Below are 25,993 nucleotides of genomic sequence, written 5' to 3'. Positions count from 1 at the left end.
CTCTTCAGTTTCCTTTATGACTACACTCGCAAAACGGCTGGTACCCTACCGGTGGAGGTGAATTTTTTTCATGTTGCTGGCATGAATAAGTCGTAAAAGGCCTTGCAGCTGTTGAAATTAGCTGGAGGGTGATGCTGATTGGAATTACAGCGAAACTCAGTTGGGTGGCATGGTTGCCGGGATTGATTGGGTGTAAGTTCTGGAAATTGCGTATCTTCGTCGATATTGAAAGGAAATTGCCGCCTTGAAGGCGGTATTGGGAGAGACGTGCTTGATCATCTCGTGTACAATCTGCGCTCCTTTTTTACACCCCTTACTGACTTAACCGCTGTGGAGCTGAGATGTTCGACAAAGACCTTTCCCTTGCCAAGTATGACCCAGAGCTGTTCGCTGCTATTCAGAAAGAAGAAGTGCGTCAGGAAGAGCACATCGAGCTGATTGCTTCCGAAAACTACACCAGCCCGGCGGTGATGGAAGCGCAGGGTACCAAACTCACCAACAAGTACGCCGAAGGTTACCCGCACAAGCGTTACTACGGCGGTTGTGAGTATGTGGACATCACCGAAGATCTGGCCATTGAGCGCGTTAAGCAGCTGTACGGCGCTGAGTTCGCCAACGTGCAGCCGCACTCTGGTTCCCAGGCTAACTCCGCGGTTTACCAGGCCCTGTGTGTTCCGGGTGATACCGTTCTGGGTATGAGCCTTGCGGAAGGTGGTCACCTGACTCACGGTGCCAAGCCGAACTTCTCCGGCAAAATGTACAACGCCATTCAGTACGGCCTGAAAGCCGACGGCAGTGGTGAGCTGGATTACGATCAGGTAGAAGCGCTGGCACTGGAACACAAGCCGAAGATGATTGTTGCCGGCTTCTCTGCCTACTCACGCGTAGTGGATTGGGCTCGTTTCCGTGAGATCGCCGACAAAGTTGGTGCTTACCTGATGGTGGATATGGCGCACGTAGCCGGTTTGATTGCTGCCGGTGTGTACCCGAACCCAATGCCGTTTGCTGACGTTGTAACTTCTACTACCCACAAAACACTGCGCGGCCCGCGTGGCGGTATCATCCTCTCCAACAACGAGGACGTGGCCAAGAAGATCAACTCCGCAGTATTCCCGGGCGGTCAGGGTGGCCCGCTGTGTCATGTGATCGCTGCTAAAGCCGTTGCCTTCAAAGAAGCGCTGTCTGACGACTTCAAAGTATACCAACAGCAAGTTGTTACCAATGCCCGTGTAATGGCGAAAGTATTCCTGGAGCGCGGCATCGACATCGTTTCCGGCGGTACCGACAACCACCTGTTGCTGGTAAGCCTGCTGGGCAAAGAGTACACCGGTAAAGACGCTGAGGAAGCGCTGGGTGCGGCCTTTATTACTGTGAACAAGAACGCTGTTCCGAATGACACCCGTTCGCCGTTCATTACCAGTGGCCTGCGTGTTGGTACTCCTGCCATCACTACTCGCGGCTTTAAAGAAGCTGAAACCGAGCAGATGACCAACTGGATTTGCGACGTTCTGGCGTCTCTGGAAAACGGCACCAGCGAGCAGGTGATTCCGGAAGTGAAAGCCAAGGTTCTGAACCTGTGCGCTGACTTCCCCGTGTATGGTAAGTAAGTACGGTAAGTAAGAGCGGCAAATAAGAGCGGTAAGTAACGCTCGGTTGTTAACGCTGTTCATCGGGCTTCTTGGGTGATTGTTTATTGCCTAAGAAGCCCGAGTTGTATCTGGTTGCTGAGGGTTAGCATTGGCAGTGGATGTGCTAAAATTGCCAACCTGCTGATTTGTAAGGCATCTCCATTTCAAGGAACTCTTTCAAGGAACTCTCATGCATTGCCCTTTCTGCGGTGCCGACGATACCAAGGTAATCGACTCGCGACTGGTGGCTGAAGGCGGCCAGGTTAGACGCAGACGTGAATGCCTGTCCTGTAAGGAACGCTTTACCACCTATGAAGTGGCAGAGCTGTTAATGCCACGCCTTATCAAGCGCGACGAAACCCGCGAACCTTTTGATGAGGCAAAGTTGCGCGCCGGCTTGTTGAGAGCACTGGAAAAGCGCCCGGTCAGTATGGAGCAGATCGAGACCGCGATCTCCAATATCAAATTTGCCCTGCAAGCAGCGGGCGAACGAGAAGTGCCCAGCCGAGTAGTGGGTGAAAAGGTGATGGACCAGTTGCGTCAGCTCGATCAGGTTGCCTATGTGCGGTTTGCCTCGGTGTATCGCAGCTTCCAGGACCTGAATGAATTCCGTGCAGAGCTCGACAAGCTCGAAAACAATGGAACAGCCAAGAACGATGCTGGCTGAACAACGCACAATAATGTCCCGTGCGCTTGAGTTGGCGCGCCGCGGTCATTACACCACATCGCCCAATCCGAGAGTGGGTTGTGTGATTGAGAGGAATGGAAAAATTCTCGGCGAAGGCTGGCACCAGTGGGCTGGTAAAGGTCACGCCGAAGTAAATGCGCTGGCGGATGCCGCGAGCAAGGGCAATGATGTCAAGGGTGCCACTGTATATGTGACCCTGGAGCCCTGTAGCCATCACGGGTTGACCGGTCCTTGTGCAGAAGCCTTGGTGTCTGCGCAAGTTGGCAAGGTGATTTACGGCATGGCCGACCCTAATCCAAAGGTCTCCGGTCGCGGCCTGAAGCGGCTGCGTGATGCTGGTATTGAGGTTGAAGGTCCGCTGTTGGAGTCCGAGGCCGAGCTGCTCAACCCCGGCTTTTGCAAGCGCATGAGAAGCAGGTTGCCAAGGGTAACCGTGAAGTTGGCGATGAGCCTCGATGGCCGAACAGCAATGGCCAGCGGTGAGAGCCAGTGGATTACTGGTGCAGAGGCGCGAAAGGACGTCCAACGCCTGCGAGCGGGCAGTTGTGCAATTGTTACCGGTATCGGTACTGTACTGAGCGATGATCCGGCCATGACAGTTCGCAGTCATGAATTGGCGGCAGATCGCAATGGTATTTCGACCTTGCGGCAGCCACTAAAAGTAGTGGTGGATAGTCGCGGCCAGCTGCCTGAAGGCGCGAAAATTCGCAATCAGCCCGGCGAGTTGTTGCTGGTGACGGCGGGCGTGGATGTTGCCGGTGTGGATACCATCCAATTGCCCGGGGAAAAAGGCCAGGTCGATTTACTCAAACTGTTAACGCACTTGGCGGAACGCCAGTGTAATGAAGTGTTGATCGAGGCCGGAGCCGAGTTGGCTGGTGCTTTTGTTGAAGCTGGCCTGGTGGATCAGCTGGTCATTTATATGGCGCCGACTTTACTCGGCAGTGCAGCCAGACCGCTACTGACTTTGCCGTTTAACACGATGGCCGAGCAGCGGCGGTTAAAGATTATGGATATTCGAACTGTGGGTGATGATTTACGCATCACCGCGGTTCCGCAAAAGTAATTACGTCTCGTCATTGCGAGCGAAGCGAAGCAAACCAGTGTCTTTAATGAAATTAGTCACTGGTTTGTCGCGTTGCTTTACTCCTCGCTATGACTTTGGGTGAAATGTTTTAAGCGTGCGACGTCCGACGTCAGACGTGCGACCAGGAAATAATATGTTTACCGGAATTATCGAAGCAGTTGGTGAGATCACTACCGTCGAAAAACGCGGCGGCGACGTGCGTCTGCGGGTTAAAACCAACGACCTGGATTTGGCGGATGTCTCCCTGGGGGACAGCATCGCCACCAACGGTGTCTGCCTGACGGTTATTGAATTGCCGGGCGATGGCTATGTAGCCGATGTGTCAGTGGAAACCCTGAGCCTTACAACTGTGGGTGACTGGCAGGAAGGCACTCCGGTAAACCTGGAAAAGGCACTCACCCCGCAAACCCGTTTGGGTGGCCATATGGTCAGCGGTCATGTCGATGGTATTGGCGAAGTCATCAGCCGACACCCTGATGCGCGTTCCGAGCGCTTTGTGCTGCGTGCACCGGCAGAGTTTGCCAAGTACATCGCTCACAAGGGGTCTATCACCGTGGATGGCACCAGCCTTACGGTGAACAAGGTAAGTGGCTGCGATTTTGAGCTGAACATCGTGCCGCATACACTGGGAAAAACTGTGATGGGCACATACCAGCCAGGCAGCAAAGTAAATCTGGAAGTGGACCTGATCGCCCGCTATCTGGAGCGACTGTTGCTGGGCGATAAGGCTGCAGAGCAAACTAATTAAGTGCCCAGCGCACCAGACTGTGATCGCTACTTTCAAGAAGATGGCGATATAAAAGGTTAAGAGCAAACACCAAGCTTTAAAGGCAGAAGACAATGCTACTGAATACAACCGAAGAACTGATCGAAGATATTCGCCAGGGCAAGATGGTTATTCTGATGGACGACGAGGATCGCGAAAACGAAGGCGATCTGGTGATGGCTGCTTCGCAGGTGCGTCCGGACGATATCAACTTTATGGCTGCTGAAGGCCGCGGCCTGATCTGTATGCCGATGAGCCGAGAGCGCTGCCAACAGCTCAACCTTCCGTTGATGGTGGGGGTGAGTGGTGCCCAGTTTGGCACTAACTTCACCATGTCTATCGAAGCAGCCGAAGGTGTTACAACCGGCATCTCTGCTGCCGATCGCGCCCGCACTATTCAGGCGGCGGTGGCTCCCAACGCCAAGCCTTCGGATATTGTTCAGCCCGGCCATATATTCCCGATCATGGCCCAGCCTGGTGGTGTATTGAGCAGAGCTGGTCATACCGAAGCCAGTTGTGACTTGGCGCGCCTTGCAGGATATGAGTCGGCAGCGGTAATTGTCGAGATCATGAATGAAGACGGCACCATGGCACGCCGTCCGGATCTGGAAAAGTTTGCCAAAAAACACAGTCTGAAAATCGGCACCATTGCCGACCTGATTCACTACCGCATCGCTACTGAAAAAACGGTTGAGTGCATCGCCACTCGTAAAGTCGATACCGACTACGGCGAATTTGAGTTGCACTCCTTTATGGATGTGGCGCGCAGTGAAAAGCACTTCGCTTTTGTGAAAGGAGATATCAGTGGTGACGAAGCGCCGCTGGTGCGTGTTCATGTAGGCAGTATGCTGCGCGATGTATTTACCCTGCACTACCCGGGTGGCAAGCACGCCAGCTGGAACTTTCCGAAGGCTATGCAGAAAGTTGCTGAGGAAGGTCGCGGAGTAGTGGTGTTACTCTGCCATGAAGAAGATGCGGAAGATGTCGAGCAGCAGCTGGAGCACCTGTTTGAAGAAGCGCCGCCCAAGTCCTCCAAAGCTCCAATGGTGTATCAGCAGGTAGGTACAGGCTCGCAAATATTGCGTGAGTTGGGAGTGACCAAAATGCGCTTGCTCAGTGCGCCATTTAAATTTACCGGCCTTTCAGGGTTTGACTTGGAAGTGGTCGAAATGATTGATTGTGAATAGTGCCAGGCACTGTCATTTCCGCGCAGGCGGAAATCCAGGGTTAATGTGAATCCCTGAGATGGATTCCCGCCTTCGCGGGAATGACAATAAACAGCAGGAACAAAACAATGAGTGAATACCGTCCCGACGAAGGCAGTTTTGAATTTGGTGAAGCGCGAATCGCTGTAGTGGTTGCACGCTGGAATGGCGAAATCACAGAGGGTTTGCTGAACGGTGCCAAGCGTGCACTGGCTCGTCACGGTTTTGACGAGCACAACCTGGAACTGTTCCGTGTCCCCGGTGCCTTTGAGCTTCCGTTGGCTACCCAGCGTGTATTGCAAACCGGTCGTTTCGATGCGGTGCTGTCACTGGGCTGTGTGATTCGTGGAGACACCCCGCACTTCGACTACGTGTGCAGCGAAACCACTCGCGGTCTGGGTGAAGTGGCCCTGAAAGAGAACAAGGTAGTCGCTTTTGGTCTGCTGACTACCGATGATCTGGCTCAGGCCCAGGCGCGTTCTGCTGACAATGAAGAGAACAAAGGCGAAGAAGCCGCGTTGACTGCATTGGAAATGCTGTCGCTGTTTCGCACCCTTTAATTGATTATTGTCATCCTTTGCTGCGCTCAGGGTGACACACTGAAGAGAGAAAATTGTGAGCAAACCATCCGAACGTAAAAAAGCCCGTCATCTGCTGGTGCAGGCCCTCTACCAATGGCGTATGAGCGGTAATGCCCTGGTGGATATCGATGCGGAATTTCGTACTGATAACGATATGTCAAAAGTCGACGTAGACTTTTTCCAGGAAATTTTTCACGGTGTTCCCAAGCGTATTGGCGAGATAGAATCCGCCTATAAACCATATTTGGATCGTGAGTTGGACGGCCTCGACCCAATTGCTCGCGCTGTGCTGGAAGTGGGCTGCTACGAGATGCTGTTCCGTCTTGATGTTCCGTATAAAGTAGTAATCAATGAAGCGGTTTCTCTGGCTAAGAAGTTTGGTGCGACCGACTCCTACAAATACATAAACGGCGTAATGGACAAAGTGGCCGCCGACAAGCGTGCCATTGAAGTCAAAGCTGCTCGCAATTGAGACTGCAGGCCGCTTGGTAGGTAGTTGAAGCAGGGGTAATCATGATCGGCGAATTTGACCTGATCAAAAGCTATTTTTCCGATCTTCAGGAGCTGTCACCGGGCCTGGTGTTGGGAATCGGTGATGATGCCGCTGTAGTGAATGTCCCTGCAGACCAGCAACTGGTGGTCGCCACCGATACCCTGGTGAGCGGCGTACATTTCCCCGAAGATCTCGACCCCGGCTATATCGCCGCACGTACGTTGCTGACAAACCTCAGCGATCTTGCGGCGATGGGAGCCGAACCGCGCTGGTTCACGCTGGCGTTAACCCTGCCTGAATCCAATCCCGACTGGTTGCAACGGTTCAGTGAGGGGTTGGCAAAGGCTGCAAGACAATATCGATGCTCGCTGATTGGTGGTGATACCACCCGCGGTCCACTTACCGTAACAATTGCCATCCATGGTGTGGTGCCAAAAGGTGCTGCGCTGACCCGTTCCGGTGCCCAAGTCGGTGACCTGGTTTTTGTCAGCGGCCAACCCGGTAAGGGGGCGGCGGGGCTGGCAGCGGTACTTGGGCAGCTGGAAGGGCTTGCTGCCGAGCAGTATCAGCAGCTGGTCGACTATTTTGTTGGCCCAGTGCCGCGACTGGCCCTCGGGGTACAATTGCGAAATCTTGCCAGTGCAACCATTGATGTTTCCGACGGCCTGCTGGCGGATCTTGGACACATCTGTCGGCTCAGCGGTGTGGGCGCCGAGCTCTCGCTGGAGGCATTGCCGCTTTTGAGCACAGTCAGCGGTATCGCAGTCCAACAACTGCAACAATGGGTGCTGAGTGGTGGGGATGATTATGAACTCTGTTTCACCGTACCCGAGTCGGCTGTTGGGGAGTTGGCGCAAATAGCCAAAGATACAGATACACCTGTTCACCGGATAGGTCGAATTATCGAAGGCAATGGCGTGTATTGCCTGGACAGTCATAACAAGAAAGTGAGTACTCACTCTAATGGATACAGCCACTTCTAAAATACCAACACCCGGCTTTTTGAGCCTGCTAAAGAACCCTGTTCATCTGTTGGCCTTCGGGTTTGGCTCCGGTCTTTCGCCCAAAGCGCCCGGTACAGTTGGTACAGTGATGGCAGTGCTGTTATACCTGCCTATGGCGCATCTGCCCTTGCCAATTTACCTGTCAATGATTCTGGTGACAGCACTGTTGGGATGCTACCTGTGCGGTAAGGCCGCCAAGGATTTGGGGGTGCATGACCACCCCGGAATTGTTTGGGATGAATATGTTGGTTTTTGGCTCACAATGACAGCAATTCCAGCAACTTGGCCGTGGATCGCCGCAGGTTTCGTGCTTTTTCGTATTTTTGATATCGCCAAACCCTGGCCGATAGGCTGGTGTGACAAGCGGGTGTCCGGTGGTGTTGGCATAATGGTTGATGATCTGCTCGCCGGTGTTTACAGCTGGCTTATACTGTTTTCTGTGTATCAATTTACCGGATAATGACTCGTAACAGTGTTCACCCTCCAGGGGCAACAGTTTCCTAAAGCTGCTGGAAATGGAGCAAGAGCGTGATGTTTTGGTGCTTTCCACCAAATACTAAAACCTTTACTCAACGCGGTTCGCCGCTACAATAGGCGCGCCCTTGGCAATGCATGAATAAAGAGTGCAATGCCTGAATGAACAGATCCCGGAGTAACCCGTGACCCTCAGATTTGTGGAATCTTCCCAACTGCCAACCCCTTATGGTGTGTTTACCATTCACGGGTTTGATGATCGTGAAAACAACAAGGAACACATCGCCCTTACGATGGGGGATTTATCCGGTGATGAACCGGTTTTGATGCGAGTGCATTCTGAGTGTCTCACCGGGGATGCCCTGTTTTCCCAGCGCTGTGATTGCGGTTCGCAATTGCAGACTGCAATGCAGCGGATCGCGGAAGAGGGCCGTGGAGTGATTCTTTACTTGCGTCAGGAAGGTCGGGGCATTGGCCTGCTGAACAAGATCAAGGCTTATCACTTGCAGGACGAAGGCCATGACACCGTTGAGGCCAATGAAAAGCTGGGCTTTGGCGCAGATATGCGTAATTACTCGATTTGCAAGCCAATGTTAGAACATCTGCATATCCAGAAGGTTAAGTTGATGACCAACAACCCGCGCAAGGTGAAAGCCATTGCCGCTCACGGAGTTGAGGTGGTGGAACGGGTTCCTCTTCAAACCGGTCGCAATCCACACAACCAGAAGTACCTGGAAACAAAAGCGGGCAAGCTTGGTCACTTGTTCGATTAAGGGGCCCAGGCCCGACCACGCTTTTAATTCAGCCTGATATTGAGTAACTGCCATGTCCCTCGCCAAACGTATTATTCCCTGCCTCGATGTTGATAACGGCCGTGTTGTCAAAGGGGTTCAATTTGTCGATATTCGTGACGCCGGTGACCCGGTAGAAGTGGCCAAGCGCTACAACGAAGCCGGTGCTGACGAAATTACTTTTCTCGATATCAGTGCTACTCACGAAGGGCGGGCAACCACTCTGCAAACCGTTGAGCGTATGGCCAGTGAGGTATTTATTCCATTGACTGTAGGCGGTGGAGTAAGAACGCTCGATGATATTCGTGCACTGCTTAATGCTGGCGCTGATAAAGTTGCCATCAATTCAGCGGCAGTGAAAGATCCGGAATTTGTTCGTCGGGCCGCTGATCGTTTTGGTGCCCAGTGCATTGTGGTAGCCATTGATGCCAAGCAGGTTTCCGCGGAAGGTGAGCCAATGCGTTGGGAGATCTTCACACATGGTGGCCGCCAGCCTACCGGGATCAATGCGGTTGAATGGGCGAAGCAAATGGTAAGTTATGGCGCAGGTGAGATCTTGTTGACCAGTATGGATCGCGATGGCACCAAAAATGGTTTTGATTTGAAACTTACCAAGGCGGTTTCTGATGCGGTGGCAGTTCCGGTTATTGCTTCAGGTGGAGTGGGTAACCTGCAGCACCTGGTTGATGGTATTCAGGAAGGCGGTGCCGATGCAGTGCTTGCCGCAAGCATCTTTCACTTCGGTGAGTACAGCATTCAAGAAGCCAAAACACACTTGGCGAACCACGGTGTCGAGGTTCGCCAAGCGCTTTTGTCGCAGTAACACAAGCTCCTGATGGAGCTTGTTGATTCAGGATCAGGAAGCTAACGCTTTATCCCGAGCCCTGAAAAAATCCATTGAAATAGGGTCTGCGCTGCCGACAAACTCGATGTAGTCAGCCACACCCTGTACTGCTTGCTCTTTTGAGTCGTAAGGACCTACCGACGCTCCTTCTCTGGTGGCAAAAAACCAGTAGTTGTTCAGGTTGAAAAACCTGTCACTGCGAATTGATTTGGGTGGATTAAATTCACCCGCTCTTAGGTCTGACTTCACAATGTTCTCCAAGAGTTGTTGTTGTGTTTTTTTGTACTCCCCGAGTCACATTCCCTGTATAACCCCGCAGGTAATGTGGCTTAATTTTATTTTTGTGTCAGTTAATTTTGTGACCCAGATCACCAATTTGGTCGGCCTTTGTCTCTTTTCGACTGAGAATATGAGCACCTTTTAGAACATTCAGGCCTTCAAACAACTGGTTATCGGCGCTGAAGTCCAGTTTTGATGGTGTATTGGCTGAAGAGGGGTCTCCATTCTCCAGATGGCCTATTAAATTTTCCTCGCGAATGCCGAAACTGGGTTCAACAGCAGTTATCTGGGCGCGTTCAACCAGAATGTCCGGTTTGATGCCTTGCGCCTGTATAGACCTTCCGGCAGGTGTGAAGTAACGGGCAGTGGTCAATTTGATTGCCTGGGTTTCACTGATTGGCATGACTGTTTGTACCGAGCCTTTACCGAAGCTCTGGGTGCCAAGGATTACAGCTCTTTGGTGATCCTGAAGAGCGCCTGCAACGATTTCGGATGCCGAAGCAGAGCCGCCGTTAATGATTACAACGATTGGAATATTACTGGTGATATCTCCAGGGCTGGCTGCGTATTCGTGGTTAGAACTGGAGAGGCGTCCTTTGGTGTAGGTAACTATGCCGCCATCCAATAGAGTGTCGGCCACATCAATTGCGGCTGGTAACAAGCCACCGGGATTGTTGCGTAGATCAAGCAGCAAACCTTTCAGAGGTTTCTCCGTGTGCATCAATGAAATCAGGTTGTTCCGGAACTGGGTGCCAGTATCCAGCTGGAACTGGGAAATTCTTATATATCCGTAGCCCGGCTCCAATACACGACTGGAAACACTATTGGTTTTTATGGTGCCTCGCGCCAGTTTGATTTCCAAAGGGGCTGTTTCCCCACTGCGCAGTATGGTTAGCGATACCATGCTGCCAATCGGTCCCCTCATGCGTTCTATGGCCTGAGCCTGGGTCATGCCTTTTACCAGGTGCTCATCAATTTTAATGATGCGGTCACCAGCCTTAATGCCCGCCTTTTTGGCTGGCGAGTTGTCGATTGGGGCAATAACCAGTACCTGGTCATCTTCCATGTCCACTTCAATGCCGATGCCGCTGAACTCCCCATTTGTGTTTTCCTGCAGATTCGCAAACGCTTGTTCATCCAGATATACAGAGTGTGGGTCGAGGCCGGTAAGCAGTCCTGCTATGGCGTGTTCCAGCAGAGTTTTATCGTCAATCGGTTCGACATAGGTTTGACGAATCTGTTCGAATACCTGGGTAAAGAGTCTCAACTCTTCCAGTGGCAGGCGGGCATTGTCGGGAACCTCTGGAGCGGGCTCATTGGCCTGCAGTACGGAGGCATTCAGTAACAGTGCTATGGGTAGAGCGGACAGCCAGCACGGCTTGCGGATGGACATCGGGTATTCCTGCATTCAACGGTTCTATAGTCAGTGTAGGGTTGGAACCTGGAAAATGGAAAGAGTTTCCGTACCGGCAGTGCAGGAGCTAACGCCGTTTGTCCGTGTGGAGGGGGAAGGGCTATTTACTGGATAGCCATTTCGCCGGATTGCGGGGTTTGCCATCTTTGCGAATTTCAAAATAAAGCGCCGTTTCGCCAAGCCCTCCGGAATCGCCCACTCGACTGATCAGCTCTCCAGACTGAACCCAGTCACCAGTATCTTTAAGAAGTACCTGATTGTGAGCGTAGAGGCTCATGTAGCCATCGCCATGATCAATAATCAGTAGCAAACCGTGGCCGCGTAAGTAATCAGAAAATACCACTCGACCGTGGTGCACGGCGTGAACTGAAGTGCCTTCACGGGCACTCATCAACCAGCCATTCCAGCGAATATCTGCGGTCCTTGAGTTGCCGAATCGCTTGGTAACCCGACCCTTAACCGGCCAACTCATTTTGCCCTGGCGCTTGGCAAAAGGCTGATTGTTTTGGGGCATAGCGAGGTCGGTAATCGCCTTTTCAAGCTCGCGCAAAACCTCTTCCAGCGCTTTGCGTTCACTGTGCAATTTGGACAGGTTTTTTTGGTCGCTGGTAATCGCGCTGTTGAGGCTGGCGACTATCTTCTGGCGTTCTTTTATCTGTTGATTAAGCTGCGCCTGCTTTTCCGTTAGGGAGTCGCGCTCGGCTAATTGCTGCTGTTCTTTTGCCGCGATGGACTTCTCCACTTCGGAGAGAGTTTCAATGGTAGACAAAAAGGTTTTGATTTTGTCGGCCCGTGCTTGCACAAAGTAATCGTGGTACTTCAATAAACGATTGAAGCGTGCCGGATCTTCCGCATTGAGCAACAGCTTGATCTGCTCTTCGCGACCGAGTCGATAGGCGGCATTGAGGTGCTGGCCGATCCGGCCTTCCTGTTCGTGCTTGGCAGCTTGCAGTTCGGTGCGTTGTTTTTGCAGGTCGGCCAGCTCTTTTCGAAGTGCGCTGAGTTTTTGTTCGGAGCCGTGAATTTGCTTACGCAGCTTGCCGGCCGCCACCTCGGTGTTGCGAAGTGCCTGGCTCTCTTTGTCTCGATCGGCAGTACGGGACTGAATCTCTTTTTGCAGGCTTTCGATGCGGGCTTTCAGGGCCTTGAGTTTACGCTCCTCTTCGGCACCATCGCTGTCTGCCCAAACGCTGAATGAAACGGCGTGAAGCAAGAAAATTGCCAAGCCAACCAGAGGCAGCCCTCTAAGGAGCTGCCGTTTAACTTTGGTCGGCTTTGCCTGCATGGATAGAATTATTCCGGATTTACCAGCGAACGACCGGTCATTTCTGCCGGTTGCTGCAGACCCATAAGGGCAAGCATGGTGGGGGCAACATCAGCCAGTGAGCCGTCATCGGCCAGGCTGAGTTTGCGGTCGCCAACGTAAACCAGTGGAACGGGCAGGGTGCTGTGCTGAGTGCTGATCTGACCGGAGCTGGCGTCGAACATCTCTTCCAGATTGCCGTGATCGGCAGTGATCAGGCAGTCGCCTCCAGCACTTTTTACCGCTTCAACAATTTCCCCCAGGCATTGATCGACATATTCAGCGGCTTTAACAGCGGCATCAAATACCCCTGTGTGGCCTACCATATCGCCGTTTGCGTAGTTGCAAATCAGGGTGTCGTACTTGCCGCTGGTAATGGCATCCACCAACTTCTCGGTGACTTCGCCAGCGCTCATTTCCGGTTGCAGGTCGTAAGTGGCAACCTTGGGTGAAGGAACCAGAATACGCTCCTCACCCTGATAGAGCTCTTCACGACCACCTGAGTAGAAGAAGGTTACGTGAGCGTATTTTTCAGTCTCGGCGATTCGCAGCTGAGTCTTGTGCTGGCTGGCCAGGTATTCGCCCATAGAGTTGACCAGGGCTTCTGGCGGGAAGGCGCAGCTTGTGTGAATGTCCGAAGCGTATTCAGTGGTCATTACAAAGTCAGCAAGCGCAGGCTTGGCTTTGCGCTCAAAGCCGTCGAAATCGGCCTCTACAAATGCGCGGGTGATCTGGCGGGCGCGATCCGGGCGGAAGTTCATAAACAGAACCGCGTCGCCATCGGCAATCGGAGCGGCACCGTTTATAGACGTCGCTTTCACAAACTCGTCGTTTTCACCGCGTTCGTACGCCGCCAGTAACCCTTCCACGGCGCTGCCGGCGGAAAATTCAGCTTTGCCAAGAGTCATAAGGTCGTATGCGCTTTGCACTCGGTCCCAGCGTGAATCGCGATCCATGGCGAAGTAACGGCCACAGATAGTGGCGATTCGGCCAACACCCAGTTCGGCCAGTTTGGCGTCGGCTTTCTCCAGTGACGGCTGTGCACTGCGTGGTGGGCAGTCGCGGCCATCGAGAAAGGCGTGCACGTAAACCTGTTGGGCGCCGCGTTTGGCGGCCAGTTCGCAAGCGGCTAGGATGTGATCTTCGTGACTGTGTACACCGCCTGGTGACAACAGGCCAAGAACGTGCACGGCTTTACCGGCAGCCACTGAGGCATCCACCGCTTTTACATAGGCCGGGTTGGTAAAGAAGTCACCATCGGCAATGGCTTTATTGATGCGGGTGAAGTTTTGGTACACCACGCGACCGGCACCGAGGGTCATGTGACCAACCTCGCTGTTACCCATCTGGCCCTCTGGCAGGCCAACTGCCATGCCGGATGTCTGGATCAGGGTGTGTGGCGCTTCTGCCCACAGCTTGTCCCATACCGGTGTATTGGCGTGGTAAATAGCGTTGTGCTCGGTGGCATCGCTGTGCCCCCAGCCATCGAGAATCAGGAGTACCAGGGGTTTCTTTTGGGTCGTCATGGTTACCGCATCTTTAGCAATCAAAATCAGCTGCGAATGTTACCGTTTTAAGGCCGTTAACTCCACGGTTGAGGAGGCATTGGTGAATATCTTCATCGTCGCGGTCGCTCTGGAGGTGGGGCCCTCCAGCTGGAAAGGTTTTCAGGTATACTGCCGCCTTTTGAATCAACCGACGGGAAAGCTAGCGTGGATTTTTTTGTATTTGTCAGTGAACAGTGGGTACTGGTGAGTGCCGGATTGGTATTGGTTTACCTGTTGGCTATCACCGAGGGCAACAAGGGCGGCAAGCTGCTCTCCACAAGTGAAGTGGTACAACTGCTCAACCGTGACGACGCCGTGTTGGTGGATGTTCGCGAACGCAAAGAGTACGAGGCCGGACATGTTACCGGGGCTCTCCACATTCCTCACAACAAGCTGGCGGATCGTAAAGCTGAGTTGGAAAAATACCGCAACAAAACCCTGATTGTTGTCGATAAATTGGGGCAACACGCCGGTAACGTGGGCAAACAGTTGCGCAAAGAGGGCTTTGATGTGCGCCGGATTCGCGGTGGCATGGTTGAGTGGCAAAACCAGAACCTGCCGCTGGTAGCCGGTAAAGCCTGATGCAAAAAGTTACAGTGTACGGCACTCGTTTTTGCCCTTACTGCATTGCTGCCAAGCGACTGCTGGAGCAAAAAGGGGTGCATTATCAAGATATTCCGGTTGATGGAAATCCCCAGCTGCGCGCCGAGGTGATGCAGCGCAGTGGCCAGCGTACCGTCCCCCAAATCTGGGTGGGTGACACTCATGTGGGCGGATTTGATGACCTTCGCAGGCTCGAGATGAGTGGGCAATTAAATAATTTGCTAGAAGGCCTTGAATTGGCCTGAGTAGTCTCCATATAGACTCCACAACCAATATAAAATGGGCCTGAGCCCTTTCACAATCCAAGATATAAAGGCGAGTCCAATGACTGACGAAATCACAAACGAAAACACCCAGGAAGAGAACACCGAAGCGACCGAAGCTCAGGCGATCGAACAACAGGAGCGCCCGCAAGTACAATTCGCCATGCAGCGCATGTACCTGAAAGATCTCTCTTTCGAAACACCACAGGGTGTAGAAGCTTTCAAAAAGCAGTGGAAGCCATCTGTAAACCAGGACATGACTACTTCTACCAATAAAGTAGAAGACGATCTGTATGAAGTGACCCTGAAGCTGACCATCACTGTTAAGGATGAAGAGCTGCCACTGTACCTGGTAGAAGTACAACAGGCTGGCCTGTTTACCGTAAAAGGCCTGGAAGGTGCTCAACTGGCTCAAGTACTGAACACTGCGTGCCCGAACATGCTGTTCCCGTATGCACGTGAAGTTATCGACAACGTAGTGACCAAGGGTTCTTTCCCGGCACTGATGCTGCCACCGATCAACTTCGATGCCCTGTTCATGCAAGCTATGGCTCAAGCCAAAGCCCAAGCGGAACAGCAGCAAGCCGAAGCGGCTGGTGAAGCTACTCACTAATCGCTGACAAGTGATACAAAAAAGCCCGCTTATAGCGGGCTTTTTTGTGGGCGGAAAAACTTATGCAAGCGATGGCCTATGCTTCGTCATTCCCGCGAAAGCGGGAATCCATGTCGCTGTTACTCCCATGCCCCGGATTGCCGCCTGCACAATTGGCCTTGTCTGGAGATATCAGGGCTCCGGCTTTAAACAGAGTTGTCTGACCGACCCAGCCTGAGTACCCTTACAAAAATCGCACCTCGAAACGAGTACCTGTTATATGCCTATTTATTCGATTGATGGAATTACCCCTGTGGTGGATCCAACTGCTTATGTTCATCCCTCGGCCGAAATTATCGGTGATGTAATTATCGGACCGCGATGCTACATCGGGCCCTGCGCCTGTCTGCGTGGAGACTTTGGGCGGCTGGTTATCAAAGAAGGGGCCAATATTCAGGACACCTGTGTTGTACACGGATTCCCGGGCAAAGATACAGTGGTGGAAGTAGATGGTCATATCGGCCACGGTGCAGTACTGCACGGTTGCCATATTGGTCGCAATGCTTTGGTTGGAATGAATGCCGTGGTGATGGATGGCGCCGAGATCGGCGAAGAGTCCATTGTCGCTGCCAGTTCTTTTGTAAAAGCCGCGTTTAAATGTGAACCACGCAGCCTGGTGGTGGGCAGTCCTGCTAAAGTTGTGAAGCAGGTAACCGATGATCAATTGAAGTGGAAGAGTCAGGGGACAGCGGAATATCATCAATTGGCAGTGCGCTGTAAAAATACGCTAAAAGAGGTGGAGCCGCTTACCGAGGTGGAGCCGAATCGGCGACGGATTGAGGCTGGGGATGTGAAGCCGTTGTTTGAGAATAAGTAAACTAAAAGTAGCCAGGGAGAAGGCGATGAAAAGATTTTTAAGTTGCATCGAAATTTTTGTTGTTTGTTTGGTGGTTTTGGTATGGCTGTATAGCATTGATGAAAAACTGAACCCTGAAATTCAAAAATGGTTAGTGGAGGAAAATAATCACCCACCTGATGAAAAAAATGCTTACCTTTACCTGATGGGCTTTGAATGCCCTGAAAAGGAAAGCCCTTTAAATGCTGGAATGTCCAGAGTTGATCGTATTCTTAATGGTCTGGAAGATCAGTTAGATGAGAAGTCAGTATTTCCTGAATCAGGCATAACAGTTCCATGTGATCTGGATGACTTTGACTGCTTGCAACGGTTATTTGATAATCCAGACTCCATTCTATCTCTTATTCGAGACAATTCTTTATATTTGAAGCGATATAAAGAGCTTTATCAGTTTCCTGCTTTTTCTACACTGACTGACCCCACGTATCTGGAACAGATGCCAAGCGCATACCAATTGTTGAGGGCTCAGGATGTGTTTTTTCTGGAAGCAGTTTACTTGGTATCAGCAGGGAAGGTTTCCAGCGCTGTTCAAAATGTAATTGATGACCTTGGCTCTAATCGTCGTCAGTTGGCTGCAGTGGATACTCTAATTGATAAGATGGTTCGAGTGGTTGTTCTTCAAAGGTCGATTAAGTTTTCTGTGTTCTTGATGAGGCAAGAACACATAAGCCGTTATGAAAAAGATAAATTACTTTCTGTCCTCAATCCACTAACACAGTTGGAAAGAAGTTTTGATGAGGTCTTGAAACGAGAACTCCTTTTCTTTGTGGGCTTGAATGAGTCAGAGGATTGGTGGTTGCTATTTAGTGATTTTGAAGATTCTCTTTATGGGGCTCCTGAAAGTTTTATTTATTCTGTAAAAAAATGGCTTAGTAAACCAAATTCGGCAGCAAATGAGAGGTTTCCTGAGTGGGAGAGGCTTATAGAAAAGGGGGAGATGAGCCCTGAGCAATTTAATAAGGTTCTCAAAAAAACTGAATCTATATCAGGCTGGCCATTCTGGCAAAAAGTCTATAACCCATTCCTGTCAGCTCATGCTTTCCCGGATGCCGATACTTATTACACCTATTTTGCTCGGGTTCATGACATTGATTGCCTATTATCTTTGGCTAGAGCGATAGTGCAGTCAAGTTCTATGGAAGACTTAAATAGTCATGGTGAGATAAATCCGTATGATGGTAGTGAAATTAAAGTTGAAAATGGTGAAGCCAGTTACGAAGGGCCTTTTAGCGAAGTAAAAGATGGTCGAAGCATTAAAGTGATTTGGGGAAATGATGTTTGAGTTTTAAATCCATTTTATGGAAGATTTTCTTAAGGAGAAGTGTGTATGGAGTGCTCAAGGTGCCAATTAGAATCAACTGTTGAATCAGGTTTTACACGTAATGATAAAAACGAACTGTTGTGTCCTATTTGCTTCAAAAACTCAGTATCCAAAAGAGCCAGGATTGTCTGGCTCTTAGTCCTAGTGGGAATTCCGGTTGGGTATTGGCTGGAAATCAGTTTTGAGTCTAACTTTTTTCTGGCATTACTTCTAATTTCAGCGTGGGCGTATGCTCTTCAGTTCATCAGTATAGCGCTTCACGAGCTCGGGCATTGGGCCGTAGCAAGACTTACAGGTGGGGTATGCCCTATTGTTGAATTTGGAGAGGGTGAAGAGATTTTTTCGTGGAATACTAAAAATACGATCTGGAGGTTGAAAACTTCTCCAACACTTGGTTTGGCATACTGTGCTTACCCTGCTTATAAGCGTCAGGTATGGCGGAATATCTTGATGCTGTCAGCTGGTTTCTTGGTTAACTTACTAATTTGTTTGTTATCAGTATACATATTTATCTACGGTTTGGATGTGTTAAGCATTGAGCCTAAGTCATTATTTTGGCTTGTGTGTGCTTTAGTGAATGGGGCTTTGTTTTTTTGCTCAATATATCCGCAGGTAGTCAGACAGGCCTTAAAGTCTGATGGTATGAGGATCTTGGATATTTTCCGTTCAACACCAGATTCTGTGGTTGCAACTGATGGGGTTTATTATTCGACGATAGTCACTGCATTGATTTCAAGAAATAGATTTGGCGAATTACAAGACTTTGTCTTCTCTTGTCGCAATTATCAGGAGTCCCCGGTTTTATTGATTGCTCTCAGCTACGCGTATTACATAGAGGGGAAGTTTGAGGAATTTCTTGTGAATTCAGAAGCGGCTCTTCAGGTGGCGAAGGATGCAGAGAGCAAGGATGGTAGTGACCAGTCTAAGGTGGTATTAGCAATTTGTGAAAATAACTATGCATTTTCTATGTACTGCAAAGGTAGTCGAGATGATAAAAAAATGCTGGAGCTGTCCCAGCGAGCATTTCGGCAAATCCCATGGGAGAACTCTGTGGTTGGCACCTATGCAGTTATTCTGATTCGAACTTCATTTGATGTTGAAGAGGGCGTTAAGCTCCTGGAGAAAATAAAAAAAGAAGAGGAAAGACAAAAAGTCATACCAGCCCAGCTGGCTATGACATATGTCGGACTTTGTGAGGGGTATCAAAAACTTGGAAATCTGGCAAGTAGTAGCCACGCACTGGAAGAGGCGAAACGTTTGGATGAAAATTTGGTCAATTCACTGATGGCTAATATGCCACTTCTGAATTTGCAGAATTAAAGTTCCAATAAGGGGCTGAATATTCAGCCCCTTTTACATTCACACCTCAAAAATCTTCAACGTATTGGTCATCCCACCCTGGCCAACCAAATCACCTCGAGTCCCGAGTACCACATCACCTTTCTGAATAAACCCGTTGGCTTTAAGTTGCTTCACTGCATTAGTCAGCAGTTTGTTGCGGTTTTCCACGGATGACATGTCGTAGTAGCGGGGAATTACACCGCGAAACAGAGCCATTCGATTCAGTGAGGCTTTGTGCTCTGACATGGCGTAGATCGGCAGGCCGGAACGAATGCGCGACATCAGTAGCGGGGTGGTGCCGGATTCGGTCAGGCAGACAATCGCTTTCACTCGCGGCATATGGTTGGCAGCGTACATTGCGGCCATCGCAATGGCGTCTTCAGTGGTATCAAACAGACGGTCCATACGGTGGCCGGAAGTTTTTGCGCTGCGCTGTTTTTCTGCACCCAGGGCGATGCGGCTCATCGCTTCCACAACGGTAACGGGGTGCTTGCCGGTGGCAGTCTCGGCGGAGAGCATTACTGCGTCGGTGCCATCCAGTACCGCGTTGGCCACGTCGAACACTTCGGCGCGAGTGGGGATGGCGTTCTCGATCATTGTCTCCATCATTTGGGTGGCAGTAATTACCGGGCGATCCAGTTGTCGCGATCGCAGAATAATTTTTTTCTGCACACCAATCAGCTCTGCGTCACCAATTTCCACGCCCAGATCTCCGCGCGCCACCATTACCGCATCAGATGCGCGAATAATGTCGTCCAGGGTTTGGTCATTGGCAACGGTTTCGGCGCGTTCAATTTTGGAAATCAATCGGGCGTTACAGCCCGCACGGGTGGCGCAGCGACGGGCGTAGTGCATATCGTCGGCGCTGCGCGGAAAGGAGATGGCGAGATAGTCCAGCTCCAGTTCGGATGCGAGCTGCAGGTCTTCCAGGTCTTTATCGGTCAGCGCTGGTGCAGACAAGCCGCCACCCAGCAGGTTGATCCCTTTTTTGGGGTAGAGCGTGCCGCCAACCAGTACTTTGGTGTAAATCCGCGTGTCTTCAATCTTCTCGATCAGCAGCTGCAGGCGACCGTCGTCCAGCAGCAGGGTCTGGCCTGGGCGGCAGTCTTCCGGTAGTTGGGTGTAGCTGCAACCTACCTGTGTGTCGTCGCCCGCATCGGAGTCCAGTGCGGTATCCAGCACAAACCCGGCGTCCTGTCTTAGCGTGGCTTGTCCTTCCGCAAAACCGGCAATGCGAATCTTGGGTCCTTGCAGGTCGCCCAGCAAAGCCACATGAGCATTGAGCTTTTCAGCCTCCTGTCGAACCAGCCGGGCCCGTTCGCGGTGCTCGTCGGGCTTGCCGTGGGAAAAATTGATGCGAAAGACATTTGTGCCCGCACGAATCAGGTTGTGAATGGTGTCGGCGTCGGAACTGGCTGGCCCCAGGGTGGCAATAATCTTGGTGCGTTTCATCATTGTTTTTACAGTTGTGAATACAGGCGAATTTCTCACTATTGTACACAGTAGTATGACAGCTGAATCGCAAAGACTCTCATTTCTTTCAGTCCTGAAGAGTTGCAGAAGCCTTCTATACTTACTCACATGAGAAAACTATGGCTACTTTTATTGTTGGTAACCTCACTGTCGGTATCTGCGGCAGAGTCCGTGTGGATACTGAAAATTCAGGGGGCTATTGGCCCGGCCACAGCGGATTATGTCGTCAGGGGGCTGGAAGACGCCGATGAACAGGGCGCGCATGCTGTAATCCTGGCGATGGATACACCCGGCGGCCTGGATCGTGCCATGCGCGATATTATTCAGGCCATCATTGCATCGCCCATCCCGGTCATTGGCTATGTGGAGCCCAGCGGAGCCCGGGCGGCCAGTGCCGGAACCTATATTCTCTACGCCAGCCATATATCGGCGATGGCACCAGCTACAAATCTCGGTGCCGCTACACCAGTGCAGATCGGCGCGCCGGGAATGCCTTCATCACCTGATGAACCTGATCCAGACTCTCCCTCAGCCGAAAAGTCCAAACAACCTTCTACTGCCATGGAACGCAAGATGATCAATGATGCGGTGGCCTATATTCGCGGACTGGCTGAGTTGCGAGGACGGAATGCCGAGTGGGCGGAGCGTGCTGTCACGGATGCTGCGACGCTCACCGCAGAGCAGGCACGCGAAAAAAACGTAGTTGACCTGGTGGCCAGTAATACATCGGAACTGCTGAAATTAATCAATGGAAGGGTCGTCACAACTGAGGCCGGCAAGGTGACGCTCGCTACGACGGATGCCGAGGTCAGCCTGCATGAACCGGATTGGCGCTACGAATTTCTGTCCATCATTACCGATCCCAACGTGGCTTACATCCTGTTGTTGATTGGCATTTACGGTTTGATTTTTGAATTTTCCAACCCGGGAATGGGCGGCCCGGGGATTATCGGGGCGATCTGTTTAATTACTGCTCTCTATGCCTTGCAGGTTTTGCCCGTCAGTTATTCGGCGCTGGCGCTCATTGTGTTGGGTATCGGATTGATGACAGCAGAAGCCTTTTCACCCAGCTTTGGGGTGTTGGGCGTGGGCGGGATTATTGCCTTTGTGGTGGGCTCTATCATGCTGATGGATACCAAGCTGCCAGCTTTCCAGATTGCCTGGCCAATTATTCTGGCGTTGACCGCCGTTTCAGCCGGTTTGTTGATACTGGTGCTGGGAATGCTGCTGCGTTATCGACGCGGACCGACGGTTTCCGGTGTGTCTATATTGGTAGGTGACGTGGCACAGGTAATCACAGGGCAAGGTGAGCAGCTGATAGTGTTGGTTCAGGGGGAGCGCTGGCAGGCAATATGTGATCAACCCCTGCAGAAAGGTGATTATGTGCGAGTGCTGGCAGTTGATGGTTTGAAGCTGTCAGTGACACCAATGGATAACAACTCTCGGGAGTAATCCTATGATGGAATATTTTTCGGTTACGTTAACCGTATTTGCGATTCTGATAATCATGTCCACGTTTCGCGTACTGCGCGAATACGATCGAGGCGTGATCTTTTTATTGGGTCGCTTTTATAAGGTTAAAGGTCCTGGCCTGATAATTGTTATCCCTGGCCTGCAGCAAATGGTCAGGGTGGATCTTCGCACCATTGTGATGGATGTGCCGACCCAGGATGTTATCTCAATGGATAACGTATCGGTCAAGGTAAACGCAGTGGTTTATTTTCGAGTGGTCGATCCGCAAAAAGCAATTATTGCGGTGGAAAATTATCTCGAAGCTACCAGTCAGCTTGCCCAGACTACACTGCGCTCAGTGCTTGGCCAGCACGATCTTGATGATATGCTTTCCAAGCGCGAAAAATTAAATGCAGATATTCAGGTGATTCTGGATCAACAGACTGATGCGTGGGGAATCAAGGTTTCCAATGTTGAGATCAAGCATGTTGACCTGGATGAGAGCATGATTCGCGCAATTGCCAAACAGGCGGAAGCGGAGCGGGAGCGTCGCGCCAAAGTGATACATGCTGAAGGTGAGCATCAAGCGGCAGAAAAACTGGCGCAGGCAGCGAAAATTCTTGGCACACAACCGCAATCGCTGCAATTGCGATACCTGCAGACATTGACAGAGATTGCCGGTGAGAAGAGTTCGACAATCGTTTTTCCACTGCCGGTGGATTTAATGAATCGAATTATAGGTAATGAAAGCGGCAGCTAAATGGCTCTGCGAGAATTGCTCTGATCCCTGACCATGCTTTTGAATCGATATTCGGAAGGTCCACGACGGCGCGAAAGGAATGTGTAGTTCTGGTTTTTCCCGCGCATTTTTGCCTGATGTTTGGCTTCGGTAGCCATCTGGGCAACATCGTGGTGTGACTGGCAGCGGTCAGGATCGGGAACAACGACACCCATCGCCAGGGTAAGAAGGCCAAAGAAATTATTGTTCCCCTGGCGATCTTCACACCAGATTCCGCCTTCCTGTAAATCAGGCGAATCGTAAAAACGTCTTTTCTCGTGATCAAATCGATTAAATATCTCTTCGCAGCGATGCCGCCAGTCCGGGCTGCGAAACAGGATAACAAAATCATCTCCCCCAACATGCCCCACCAGATCTGTATCCGGATCGGTAGCGGCGACCAGAATATCAGCCATTGTTGCTAACACCTCATCGCCACGACTGTAGCCGTAGGTGTCGTTAAACGGCTTGAAATTATTGAGGTCAATGTATGCGAGACGAAAATGTTCGCGCTGATCCAATAGCTGATCAATCCACTCGTAAATGGGAACATTGCCCGGCAACAGGGTTAATGGGTTGCTGTATCGGGCATACCGCATCTGGTACTCGGTAATGCGCCGCAGTAAATCATTTACTTTACCCACGCCAATGTATTTGCCATTGCGGGTAACGATGAAGTCATTACTGAGGTCCGCATGCTGCTCTTCGGTAATTCGCTGACTAACTTCTTCGAGACGTGTATCTGCATCGACAATGATCGGTTGACGATTCATTAAGTTGGTTACGGGCTGCCGACCATAGAGTTGGTGAGAGAATCGTCCTGAAAAAATTTCGAGAATCTGTGAGCGGGAGATCAGCCCAACAGGTTTTTCATTTTCGACAATAGGGACTGAACTTACGGATGGATTGCGAATAAAGAAATCATTAACGTCCTCGGCGACAATTTCCGGTGGAAGCGATTGTGCGCTTTGTACAATGGCAGCAACGGTGTCAGCGGGCCGGGTATTTTGACGTCGGGTGCTGATGGAGTTGGACGTGCCGAGTTGTTTTGCCAGTCCGGAGAGTTTTTTCTGCGGATAACTGGAAGGCGGGTGTAGCAGAAAGCCCTGCCCAAGCTTCAAACCAAGATTTCGCAGGGTTTCCAGTTCCAGAGGGTGTTCAATTCCTTCTGCAATAAGGTGGCAATTCATGCCTCTGGCGATTTCACAAATTGAGCGCACAAACTCCCGTTTAACAGAGTCTTTGTGAATGTCCCGCACAAAGTGCATATCAATTTTTACATAGTCAGGGTGTAGCTCAGCCCAGGTCCGCAATCCGGAATAACCACTTCCGAGGTCATCAATGGCCAGTTGCAGGCCAATCTTGTGGCAGTAATTAGAGATTTCGCGAATGCGTTTATAGTCGTTAAGCGGTGCTTTTTCCGACACCTCCAAAACGATATTAATCTGCTCTGCATAGTTGGCAAGAGTTGTTCCGATTATGCTGTGTGGCCTGTCCAGTTGATAAATGTCGGCGGCAGAAATGTTAATGAAAAGTTTGCCGGGCAATTCCAGTTTCAGAAATTGGGCGCAGGCAGTAGCTATGCAAAGCTCTTCAAGCCTTTGAAGTTGATTACTGTCATGGGCGCATGCGAACAGCGCTGAGGGCATATGAAGTGAACTATGCTGTGGGCCGCGAGCCAGTGCTTCATAGCCAAGAATAGTTCGACTGGGAAAATCGACAATAGGTTGAAACCAACACTCAAGGGATTGCTGGTCGAGAATATTGGTTAAGACCTGATGTAAGGGATCTGTGGGGCGTCTTGTTTCAGGCAGCAACATAATGAAATCCCGGAACTGCAAAGTAGGGGTGGCATGATGCTACAGAGTTGTGACTGTATTGTGACGACCGTGAATGTAACCGGCTTGTTGGATTTGAAAAAATGGCCTGTTCACTTCAGTAAACAGGCCATTTAATCTGGAAATTAAAATGTGGGTTGGATTAATGCTGGTCGAAATCCACGACTACTTTTTCACTCACCGGGTGTGACTGGCAGGTGAGAATAAAGCCTTTATCTATTTCGTACTGCTCCAGGCCGTGGGTCAGGTCCATCTCCACTTCGCCTTCAATCAGTTTGGCTTTACAGGTGGCACAGACACCGCCTTTACAGGAGAACGGCAGGTCGACACCGTTGTCGATTCCAGCGTCCAAAAGGTTTTCGCCGTCGGCACTCAGGTCAAAATTAACACGACGGCCGCCAGACATCAGGGTGACGTTACTCACCAGCTTGCCGTATTTCTCCGCGCGCTCGTGGTGCTTCTGAACAGCGGCCTGGGCTGCTTCAGCCGATGCGCCAAACAATTCGTAATGAATCTGGGATTCGTCGATTCCTTCGGAACGCAGTCCACGAGAGACTTCTGAAATCATAGCCTCAGGGCCGCACAGGAAGAATTCCTGGAATTCATTAATGGCGATTAACTTTTTGGCCTGCAATTCAGCGCCTTTTTTGTTATTGATGCGGCCGTGCAGTACTTCTGCTTCGTGCTCTTCGCGACTGAGGATATTAATCCACTGAAAACGTTCCATGTTGGCGTTCTTAATGTCGGACAGCTCTTCGCGGAACATCATGCTTTTAACGCGCTGGTTGCCGTAAATCAGCGTGACTTTGCTGTTAGGCTCGGTGGCCAGCACGGTTTTGATAATCGACAGCATTGGGGTAATACCTGAGCCGGCAGCAATGCACATATAGTTTTTGGCATTGGTCGGATTCAGTTCGGTATAGAACTTGCCCTGCGGCGGCATCACTTCCAGAGTGTCGCCAGCTTTTAATTGCTCATTGGCGTAGGTGGAAAAAACACCGTCATCAATCTTTTTGATTCCCACACGCAACTGCTCGTCGCCCACAGTGGAACAGATAGAGTAGGAGCGGCGAACGTCTTCGCCATTGATGGTTTGTTTCAAGGTCAGGTATTGGCCCTGAATAAATTCATATTTGTTTTTTAACTCGCCTGGAATATCAAAAATTACCTGAACGGCAGTGTCGGTTTCCGGCACCACGGCGGCGACGTTTAATTTGTAGAAGTTGGTGTCGTTCATAGTTCTTACTCTGTCGATAATTTTTTAGCTGTCATCCTGAGCGCAGCGAAGGATCTCTATATTGCGGTAGGGTAC

Annotated in this window: 26 protein-coding genes; 19 read left to right on the top strand and 7 right to left on the bottom strand. The window is 51.0% G+C overall.

Going from position 1 to position 25,993, the window contains the following annotated elements:
* Positions 1 to 341 precede the first annotated feature (341 nt).
* From glyA to hisF, 11 genes are all read left to right on the top strand, one after another.
* Positions 342 to 1,607: a serine hydroxymethyltransferase gene (gene glyA, locus QP938_11810; protein WIO73973.1), complete on the top strand. Its 1,266-nt coding sequence runs from the start codon at positions 342 to 344 to the stop codon at positions 1,605 to 1,607.
* A gap of 211 nt (positions 1,608 to 1,818) precedes the next feature.
* Positions 1,819 to 2,295, top strand: coding sequence for a transcriptional regulator NrdR (gene nrdR, locus QP938_11805; GenBank protein WIO73972.1), 477 nt, complete (start codon positions 1,819 to 1,821; stop codon positions 2,293 to 2,295).
* A complete protein-coding gene (gene ribD, locus QP938_11800) occupies positions 2,267 to 3,382 on the top strand; it encodes a bifunctional diaminohydroxyphosphoribosylaminopyrimidine deaminase/5-amino-6-(5-phosphoribosylamino)uracil reductase RibD (protein WIO73971.1) in 1,116 nt (371 codons plus the stop codon). Before nrdR ends, ribD begins: the two co-directional genes overlap by 29 nt.
* A gap of 154 nt (positions 3,383 to 3,536) precedes the next feature.
* Positions 3,537 to 4,151 carry a riboflavin synthase gene (locus QP938_11795; GenBank protein ID WIO73970.1) on the top strand — a complete coding sequence of 205 codons (615 nt, stop codon included), beginning with the start codon at positions 3,537 to 3,539 and terminating at the stop codon, positions 4,149 to 4,151.
* A 92-nt stretch (positions 4,152 to 4,243) separates the two neighbouring features.
* Positions 4,244 to 5,356 (top strand): bifunctional 3,4-dihydroxy-2-butanone-4-phosphate synthase/GTP cyclohydrolase II, encoded by a 1,113-nt coding sequence (gene ribBA, locus QP938_11790; protein ID WIO73969.1) that lies wholly within the window; start codon positions 4,244 to 4,246, stop codon positions 5,354 to 5,356.
* Positions 5,357 to 5,463: 107 nt separating this feature from the next.
* Complete coding sequence (gene ribH, locus QP938_11785) at positions 5,464 to 5,934, top strand: 6,7-dimethyl-8-ribityllumazine synthase (protein WIO73968.1); 471 nt, start codon at positions 5,464 to 5,466, stop codon at positions 5,932 to 5,934.
* Positions 5,935 to 5,989: 55 nt separating this feature from the next.
* Positions 5,990 to 6,427 (top strand): transcription antitermination factor NusB, encoded by a 438-nt coding sequence (gene nusB, locus QP938_11780; GenBank protein WIO73967.1) that lies wholly within the window; start codon positions 5,990 to 5,992, stop codon positions 6,425 to 6,427.
* A 41-nt stretch (positions 6,428 to 6,468) separates the two neighbouring features.
* Positions 6,469 to 7,431 carry a thiamine-phosphate kinase gene (thiL, locus tag QP938_11775; GenBank protein ID WIO73966.1) on the top strand — a complete coding sequence of 321 codons (963 nt, stop codon included), beginning with the start codon at positions 6,469 to 6,471 and terminating at the stop codon, positions 7,429 to 7,431.
* Positions 7,412 to 7,912: a phosphatidylglycerophosphatase A gene (locus QP938_11770; protein ID WIO73965.1), complete on the top strand. Its 501-nt coding sequence runs from the start codon at positions 7,412 to 7,414 to the stop codon at positions 7,910 to 7,912. Before thiL ends, QP938_11770 begins: the two co-directional genes overlap by 20 nt.
* Positions 7,913 to 8,111: 199 nt before the next feature.
* Positions 8,112 to 8,699, top strand: coding sequence for a GTP cyclohydrolase II (gene ribA, locus QP938_11765; protein WIO73964.1), 588 nt, complete (start codon positions 8,112 to 8,114; stop codon positions 8,697 to 8,699).
* 52 nt (positions 8,700 to 8,751) lie between these two features.
* Entirely contained in the window at positions 8,752 to 9,540 is a 789-nt protein-coding gene (hisF, locus tag QP938_11760; GenBank protein WIO73963.1) for an imidazole glycerol phosphate synthase subunit HisF, read from the top strand.
* A 33-nt stretch (positions 9,541 to 9,573) separates the two neighbouring features.
* Here hisF and QP938_11755 read toward each other — a convergent pair whose 3' ends face one another.
* From QP938_11755 to gpmI, 4 genes are all read right to left on the bottom strand, one after another.
* Positions 9,574 to 9,810: a DUF6316 family protein gene (locus QP938_11755; protein ID WIO73962.1), complete on the bottom strand. Its 237-nt coding sequence runs from the start codon at positions 9,808 to 9,810 to the stop codon at positions 9,574 to 9,576.
* Positions 9,811 to 9,907: 97 nt separating this feature from the next.
* Complete coding sequence (locus tag QP938_11750) at positions 9,908 to 11,233, bottom strand: S41 family peptidase (protein WIO73961.1); 1,326 nt, start codon at positions 11,231 to 11,233, stop codon at positions 9,908 to 9,910.
* A 121-nt stretch (positions 11,234 to 11,354) separates the two neighbouring features.
* Positions 11,355 to 12,539, bottom strand: coding sequence for a peptidoglycan DD-metalloendopeptidase family protein (locus tag QP938_11745; GenBank protein ID WIO73960.1), 1,185 nt, complete (start codon positions 12,537 to 12,539; stop codon positions 11,355 to 11,357).
* 8 nt (positions 12,540 to 12,547) lie between these two features.
* The gene (gene gpmI, locus QP938_11740) at positions 12,548 to 14,083 is read right to left on the bottom strand and encodes a 2,3-bisphosphoglycerate-independent phosphoglycerate mutase (GenBank protein WIO73959.1); all 1,536 of its coding nucleotides are present in this window, start codon (positions 14,081 to 14,083) and stop codon (positions 12,548 to 12,550) included.
* A 186-nt stretch (positions 14,084 to 14,269) separates the two neighbouring features.
* On the opposite strand from gpmI, the gene QP938_11735 reads away from it, so the two are divergent.
* The 6 genes from QP938_11735 (at position 14,270) to QP938_11710 (ending at position 19,119) form a co-directional block, all read left to right on the top strand.
* Positions 14,270 to 14,686, top strand: coding sequence for a rhodanese-like domain-containing protein (locus QP938_11735; GenBank protein WIO73958.1), 417 nt, complete (start codon positions 14,270 to 14,272; stop codon positions 14,684 to 14,686).
* Positions 14,686 to 14,952, top strand: a complete 267-nt coding sequence (grxC, locus tag QP938_11730) for a glutaredoxin 3 (GenBank protein ID WIO73957.1) — start codon at positions 14,686 to 14,688, stop codon at positions 14,950 to 14,952. The genes QP938_11735 and grxC overlap by 1 nt, the downstream gene beginning before the upstream one ends.
* A gap of 181 nt (positions 14,953 to 15,133) precedes the next feature.
* On the top strand, positions 15,134 to 15,583 hold the full coding sequence (gene secB / locus QP938_11725) for a protein-export chaperone SecB (protein WIO75661.1): 450 nt from the start codon (positions 15,134 to 15,136) through the stop codon (positions 15,581 to 15,583).
* Positions 15,584 to 15,842: 259 nt separating this feature from the next.
* Positions 15,843 to 16,439, top strand: coding sequence for a phenylacetic acid degradation protein PaaY (paaY, locus tag QP938_11720; GenBank protein WIO73956.1), 597 nt, complete (start codon positions 15,843 to 15,845; stop codon positions 16,437 to 16,439).
* Positions 16,440 to 16,464: 25 nt separating this feature from the next.
* Positions 16,465 to 17,760: a hypothetical protein gene (locus tag QP938_11715; GenBank protein ID WIO73955.1), complete on the top strand. Its 1,296-nt coding sequence runs from the start codon at positions 16,465 to 16,467 to the stop codon at positions 17,758 to 17,760.
* Positions 17,761 to 17,805: 45 nt separating this feature from the next.
* On the top strand, positions 17,806 to 19,119 hold the full coding sequence (locus QP938_11710; protein ID WIO73954.1) for a site-2 protease family protein: 1,314 nt from the start codon (positions 17,806 to 17,808) through the stop codon (positions 19,117 to 19,119).
* 39 nt (positions 19,120 to 19,158) lie between these two features.
* Here QP938_11710 and pyk read toward each other — a convergent pair whose 3' ends face one another.
* A complete protein-coding gene (pyk, locus tag QP938_11705; protein WIO73953.1) occupies positions 19,159 to 20,595 on the bottom strand; it encodes a pyruvate kinase in 1,437 nt (478 codons plus the stop codon).
* Positions 20,596 to 20,745: 150 nt separating this feature from the next.
* On the opposite strand from pyk, the gene QP938_11700 reads away from it, so the two are divergent.
* Both QP938_11700 and QP938_11695 read left to right on the top strand, forming a co-directional pair.
* Positions 20,746 to 22,065, top strand: a complete 1,320-nt coding sequence (locus tag QP938_11700) for a nodulation protein NfeD (protein WIO73952.1) — start codon at positions 20,746 to 20,748, stop codon at positions 22,063 to 22,065.
* 4 nt (positions 22,066 to 22,069) lie between these two features.
* A complete protein-coding gene (locus QP938_11695; GenBank protein ID WIO73951.1) occupies positions 22,070 to 22,825 on the top strand; it encodes a slipin family protein in 756 nt (251 codons plus the stop codon).
* Here the strand turns inward: QP938_11695 and QP938_11690 are convergent.
* The gene (locus QP938_11690) at positions 22,822 to 24,663 is read right to left on the bottom strand and encodes a GGDEF domain-containing protein (protein ID WIO73950.1); all 1,842 of its coding nucleotides are present in this window, start codon (positions 24,661 to 24,663) and stop codon (positions 22,822 to 22,824) included. The two genes, QP938_11695 and QP938_11690, sit on opposite strands and share 4 nt — an antisense overlap.
* Positions 24,664 to 24,823: 160 nt before the next feature.
* Positions 24,824 to 25,918, bottom strand: coding sequence for a 1,2-phenylacetyl-CoA epoxidase subunit PaaE (gene paaE, locus QP938_11685; GenBank protein WIO73949.1), 1,095 nt, complete (start codon positions 25,916 to 25,918; stop codon positions 24,824 to 24,826).
* Positions 25,919 to 25,993: the final 75 nt, after the last annotated feature.

This window comes from Porticoccaceae bacterium LTM1 (assembly GCA_030252795.1).
Taxonomy (GTDB): Bacteria; Pseudomonadota; Gammaproteobacteria; order Pseudomonadales; family Porticoccaceae; genus SCSIO-12696.
This window is presented reverse-complemented; position numbering and strand designations above follow the sequence as displayed.

Excerpts from the sequence above, each read along its gene's own strand:
- glyA (WIO73973.1), top strand. The coding sequence starts at position 342 with ATGTTCGACAAAGACCTTTCCCTTGCCAAGTATGACCCAGAGCTGTTC.
- nrdR (WIO73972.1), top strand. The coding sequence starts at position 1,819 with ATGCATTGCCCTTTCTGCGGTGCCGACGATACCAAGGTAATCGACTCG.
- ribD (WIO73971.1), top strand. The coding sequence starts at position 2,267 with ATGGAACAGCCAAGAACGATGCTGGCTGAACAACGCACAATAATGTCC.
- QP938_11795 (WIO73970.1), top strand. The coding sequence starts at position 3,537 with ATGTTTACCGGAATTATCGAAGCAGTTGGTGAGATCACTACCGTCGAA.
- ribBA (WIO73969.1), top strand. The coding sequence starts at position 4,244 with ATGCTACTGAATACAACCGAAGAACTGATCGAAGATATTCGCCAGGGC.
- ribH (WIO73968.1), top strand. The coding sequence starts at position 5,464 with ATGAGTGAATACCGTCCCGACGAAGGCAGTTTTGAATTTGGTGAAGCG.
- thiL (WIO73966.1), top strand. The coding sequence starts at position 6,469 with ATGATCGGCGAATTTGACCTGATCAAAAGCTATTTTTCCGATCTTCAG.
- QP938_11770 (WIO73965.1), top strand. The coding sequence starts at position 7,412 with ATGGATACAGCCACTTCTAAAATACCAACACCCGGCTTTTTGAGCCTG.
- hisF (WIO73963.1), top strand. The coding sequence starts at position 8,752 with ATGTCCCTCGCCAAACGTATTATTCCCTGCCTCGATGTTGATAACGGC.
- QP938_11750 (WIO73961.1), bottom strand. The coding sequence starts at position 11,233 with ATGTCCATCCGCAAGCCGTGCTGGCTGTCCGCTCTACCCATAGCACTG.
- QP938_11745 (WIO73960.1), bottom strand. The coding sequence starts at position 12,539 with ATGCAGGCAAAGCCGACCAAAGTTAAACGGCAGCTCCTTAGAGGGCTG.
- gpmI (WIO73959.1), bottom strand. The coding sequence starts at position 14,083 with ATGACGACCCAAAAGAAACCCCTGGTACTCCTGATTCTCGATGGCTGG.
- grxC (WIO73957.1), top strand. The coding sequence starts at position 14,686 with ATGCAAAAAGTTACAGTGTACGGCACTCGTTTTTGCCCTTACTGCATT.
- secB (WIO75661.1), top strand. The coding sequence starts at position 15,134 with ATGCAGCGCATGTACCTGAAAGATCTCTCTTTCGAAACACCACAGGGT.
- paaY (WIO73956.1), top strand. The coding sequence starts at position 15,843 with ATGCCTATTTATTCGATTGATGGAATTACCCCTGTGGTGGATCCAACT.
- QP938_11715 (WIO73955.1), top strand. The coding sequence starts at position 16,465 with ATGAAAAGATTTTTAAGTTGCATCGAAATTTTTGTTGTTTGTTTGGTG.
- QP938_11710 (WIO73954.1), top strand. The coding sequence starts at position 17,806 with ATGGAGTGCTCAAGGTGCCAATTAGAATCAACTGTTGAATCAGGTTTT.
- pyk (WIO73953.1), bottom strand. The coding sequence starts at position 20,595 with ATGATGAAACGCACCAAGATTATTGCCACCCTGGGGCCAGCCAGTTCC.
- QP938_11695 (WIO73951.1), top strand. The coding sequence starts at position 22,070 with ATGATGGAATATTTTTCGGTTACGTTAACCGTATTTGCGATTCTGATA.
- QP938_11690 (WIO73950.1), bottom strand. The coding sequence starts at position 24,663 with ATGTTGCTGCCTGAAACAAGACGCCCCACAGATCCCTTACATCAGGTC.
- paaE (WIO73949.1), bottom strand. The coding sequence starts at position 25,918 with ATGAACGACACCAACTTCTACAAATTAAACGTCGCCGCCGTGGTGCCG.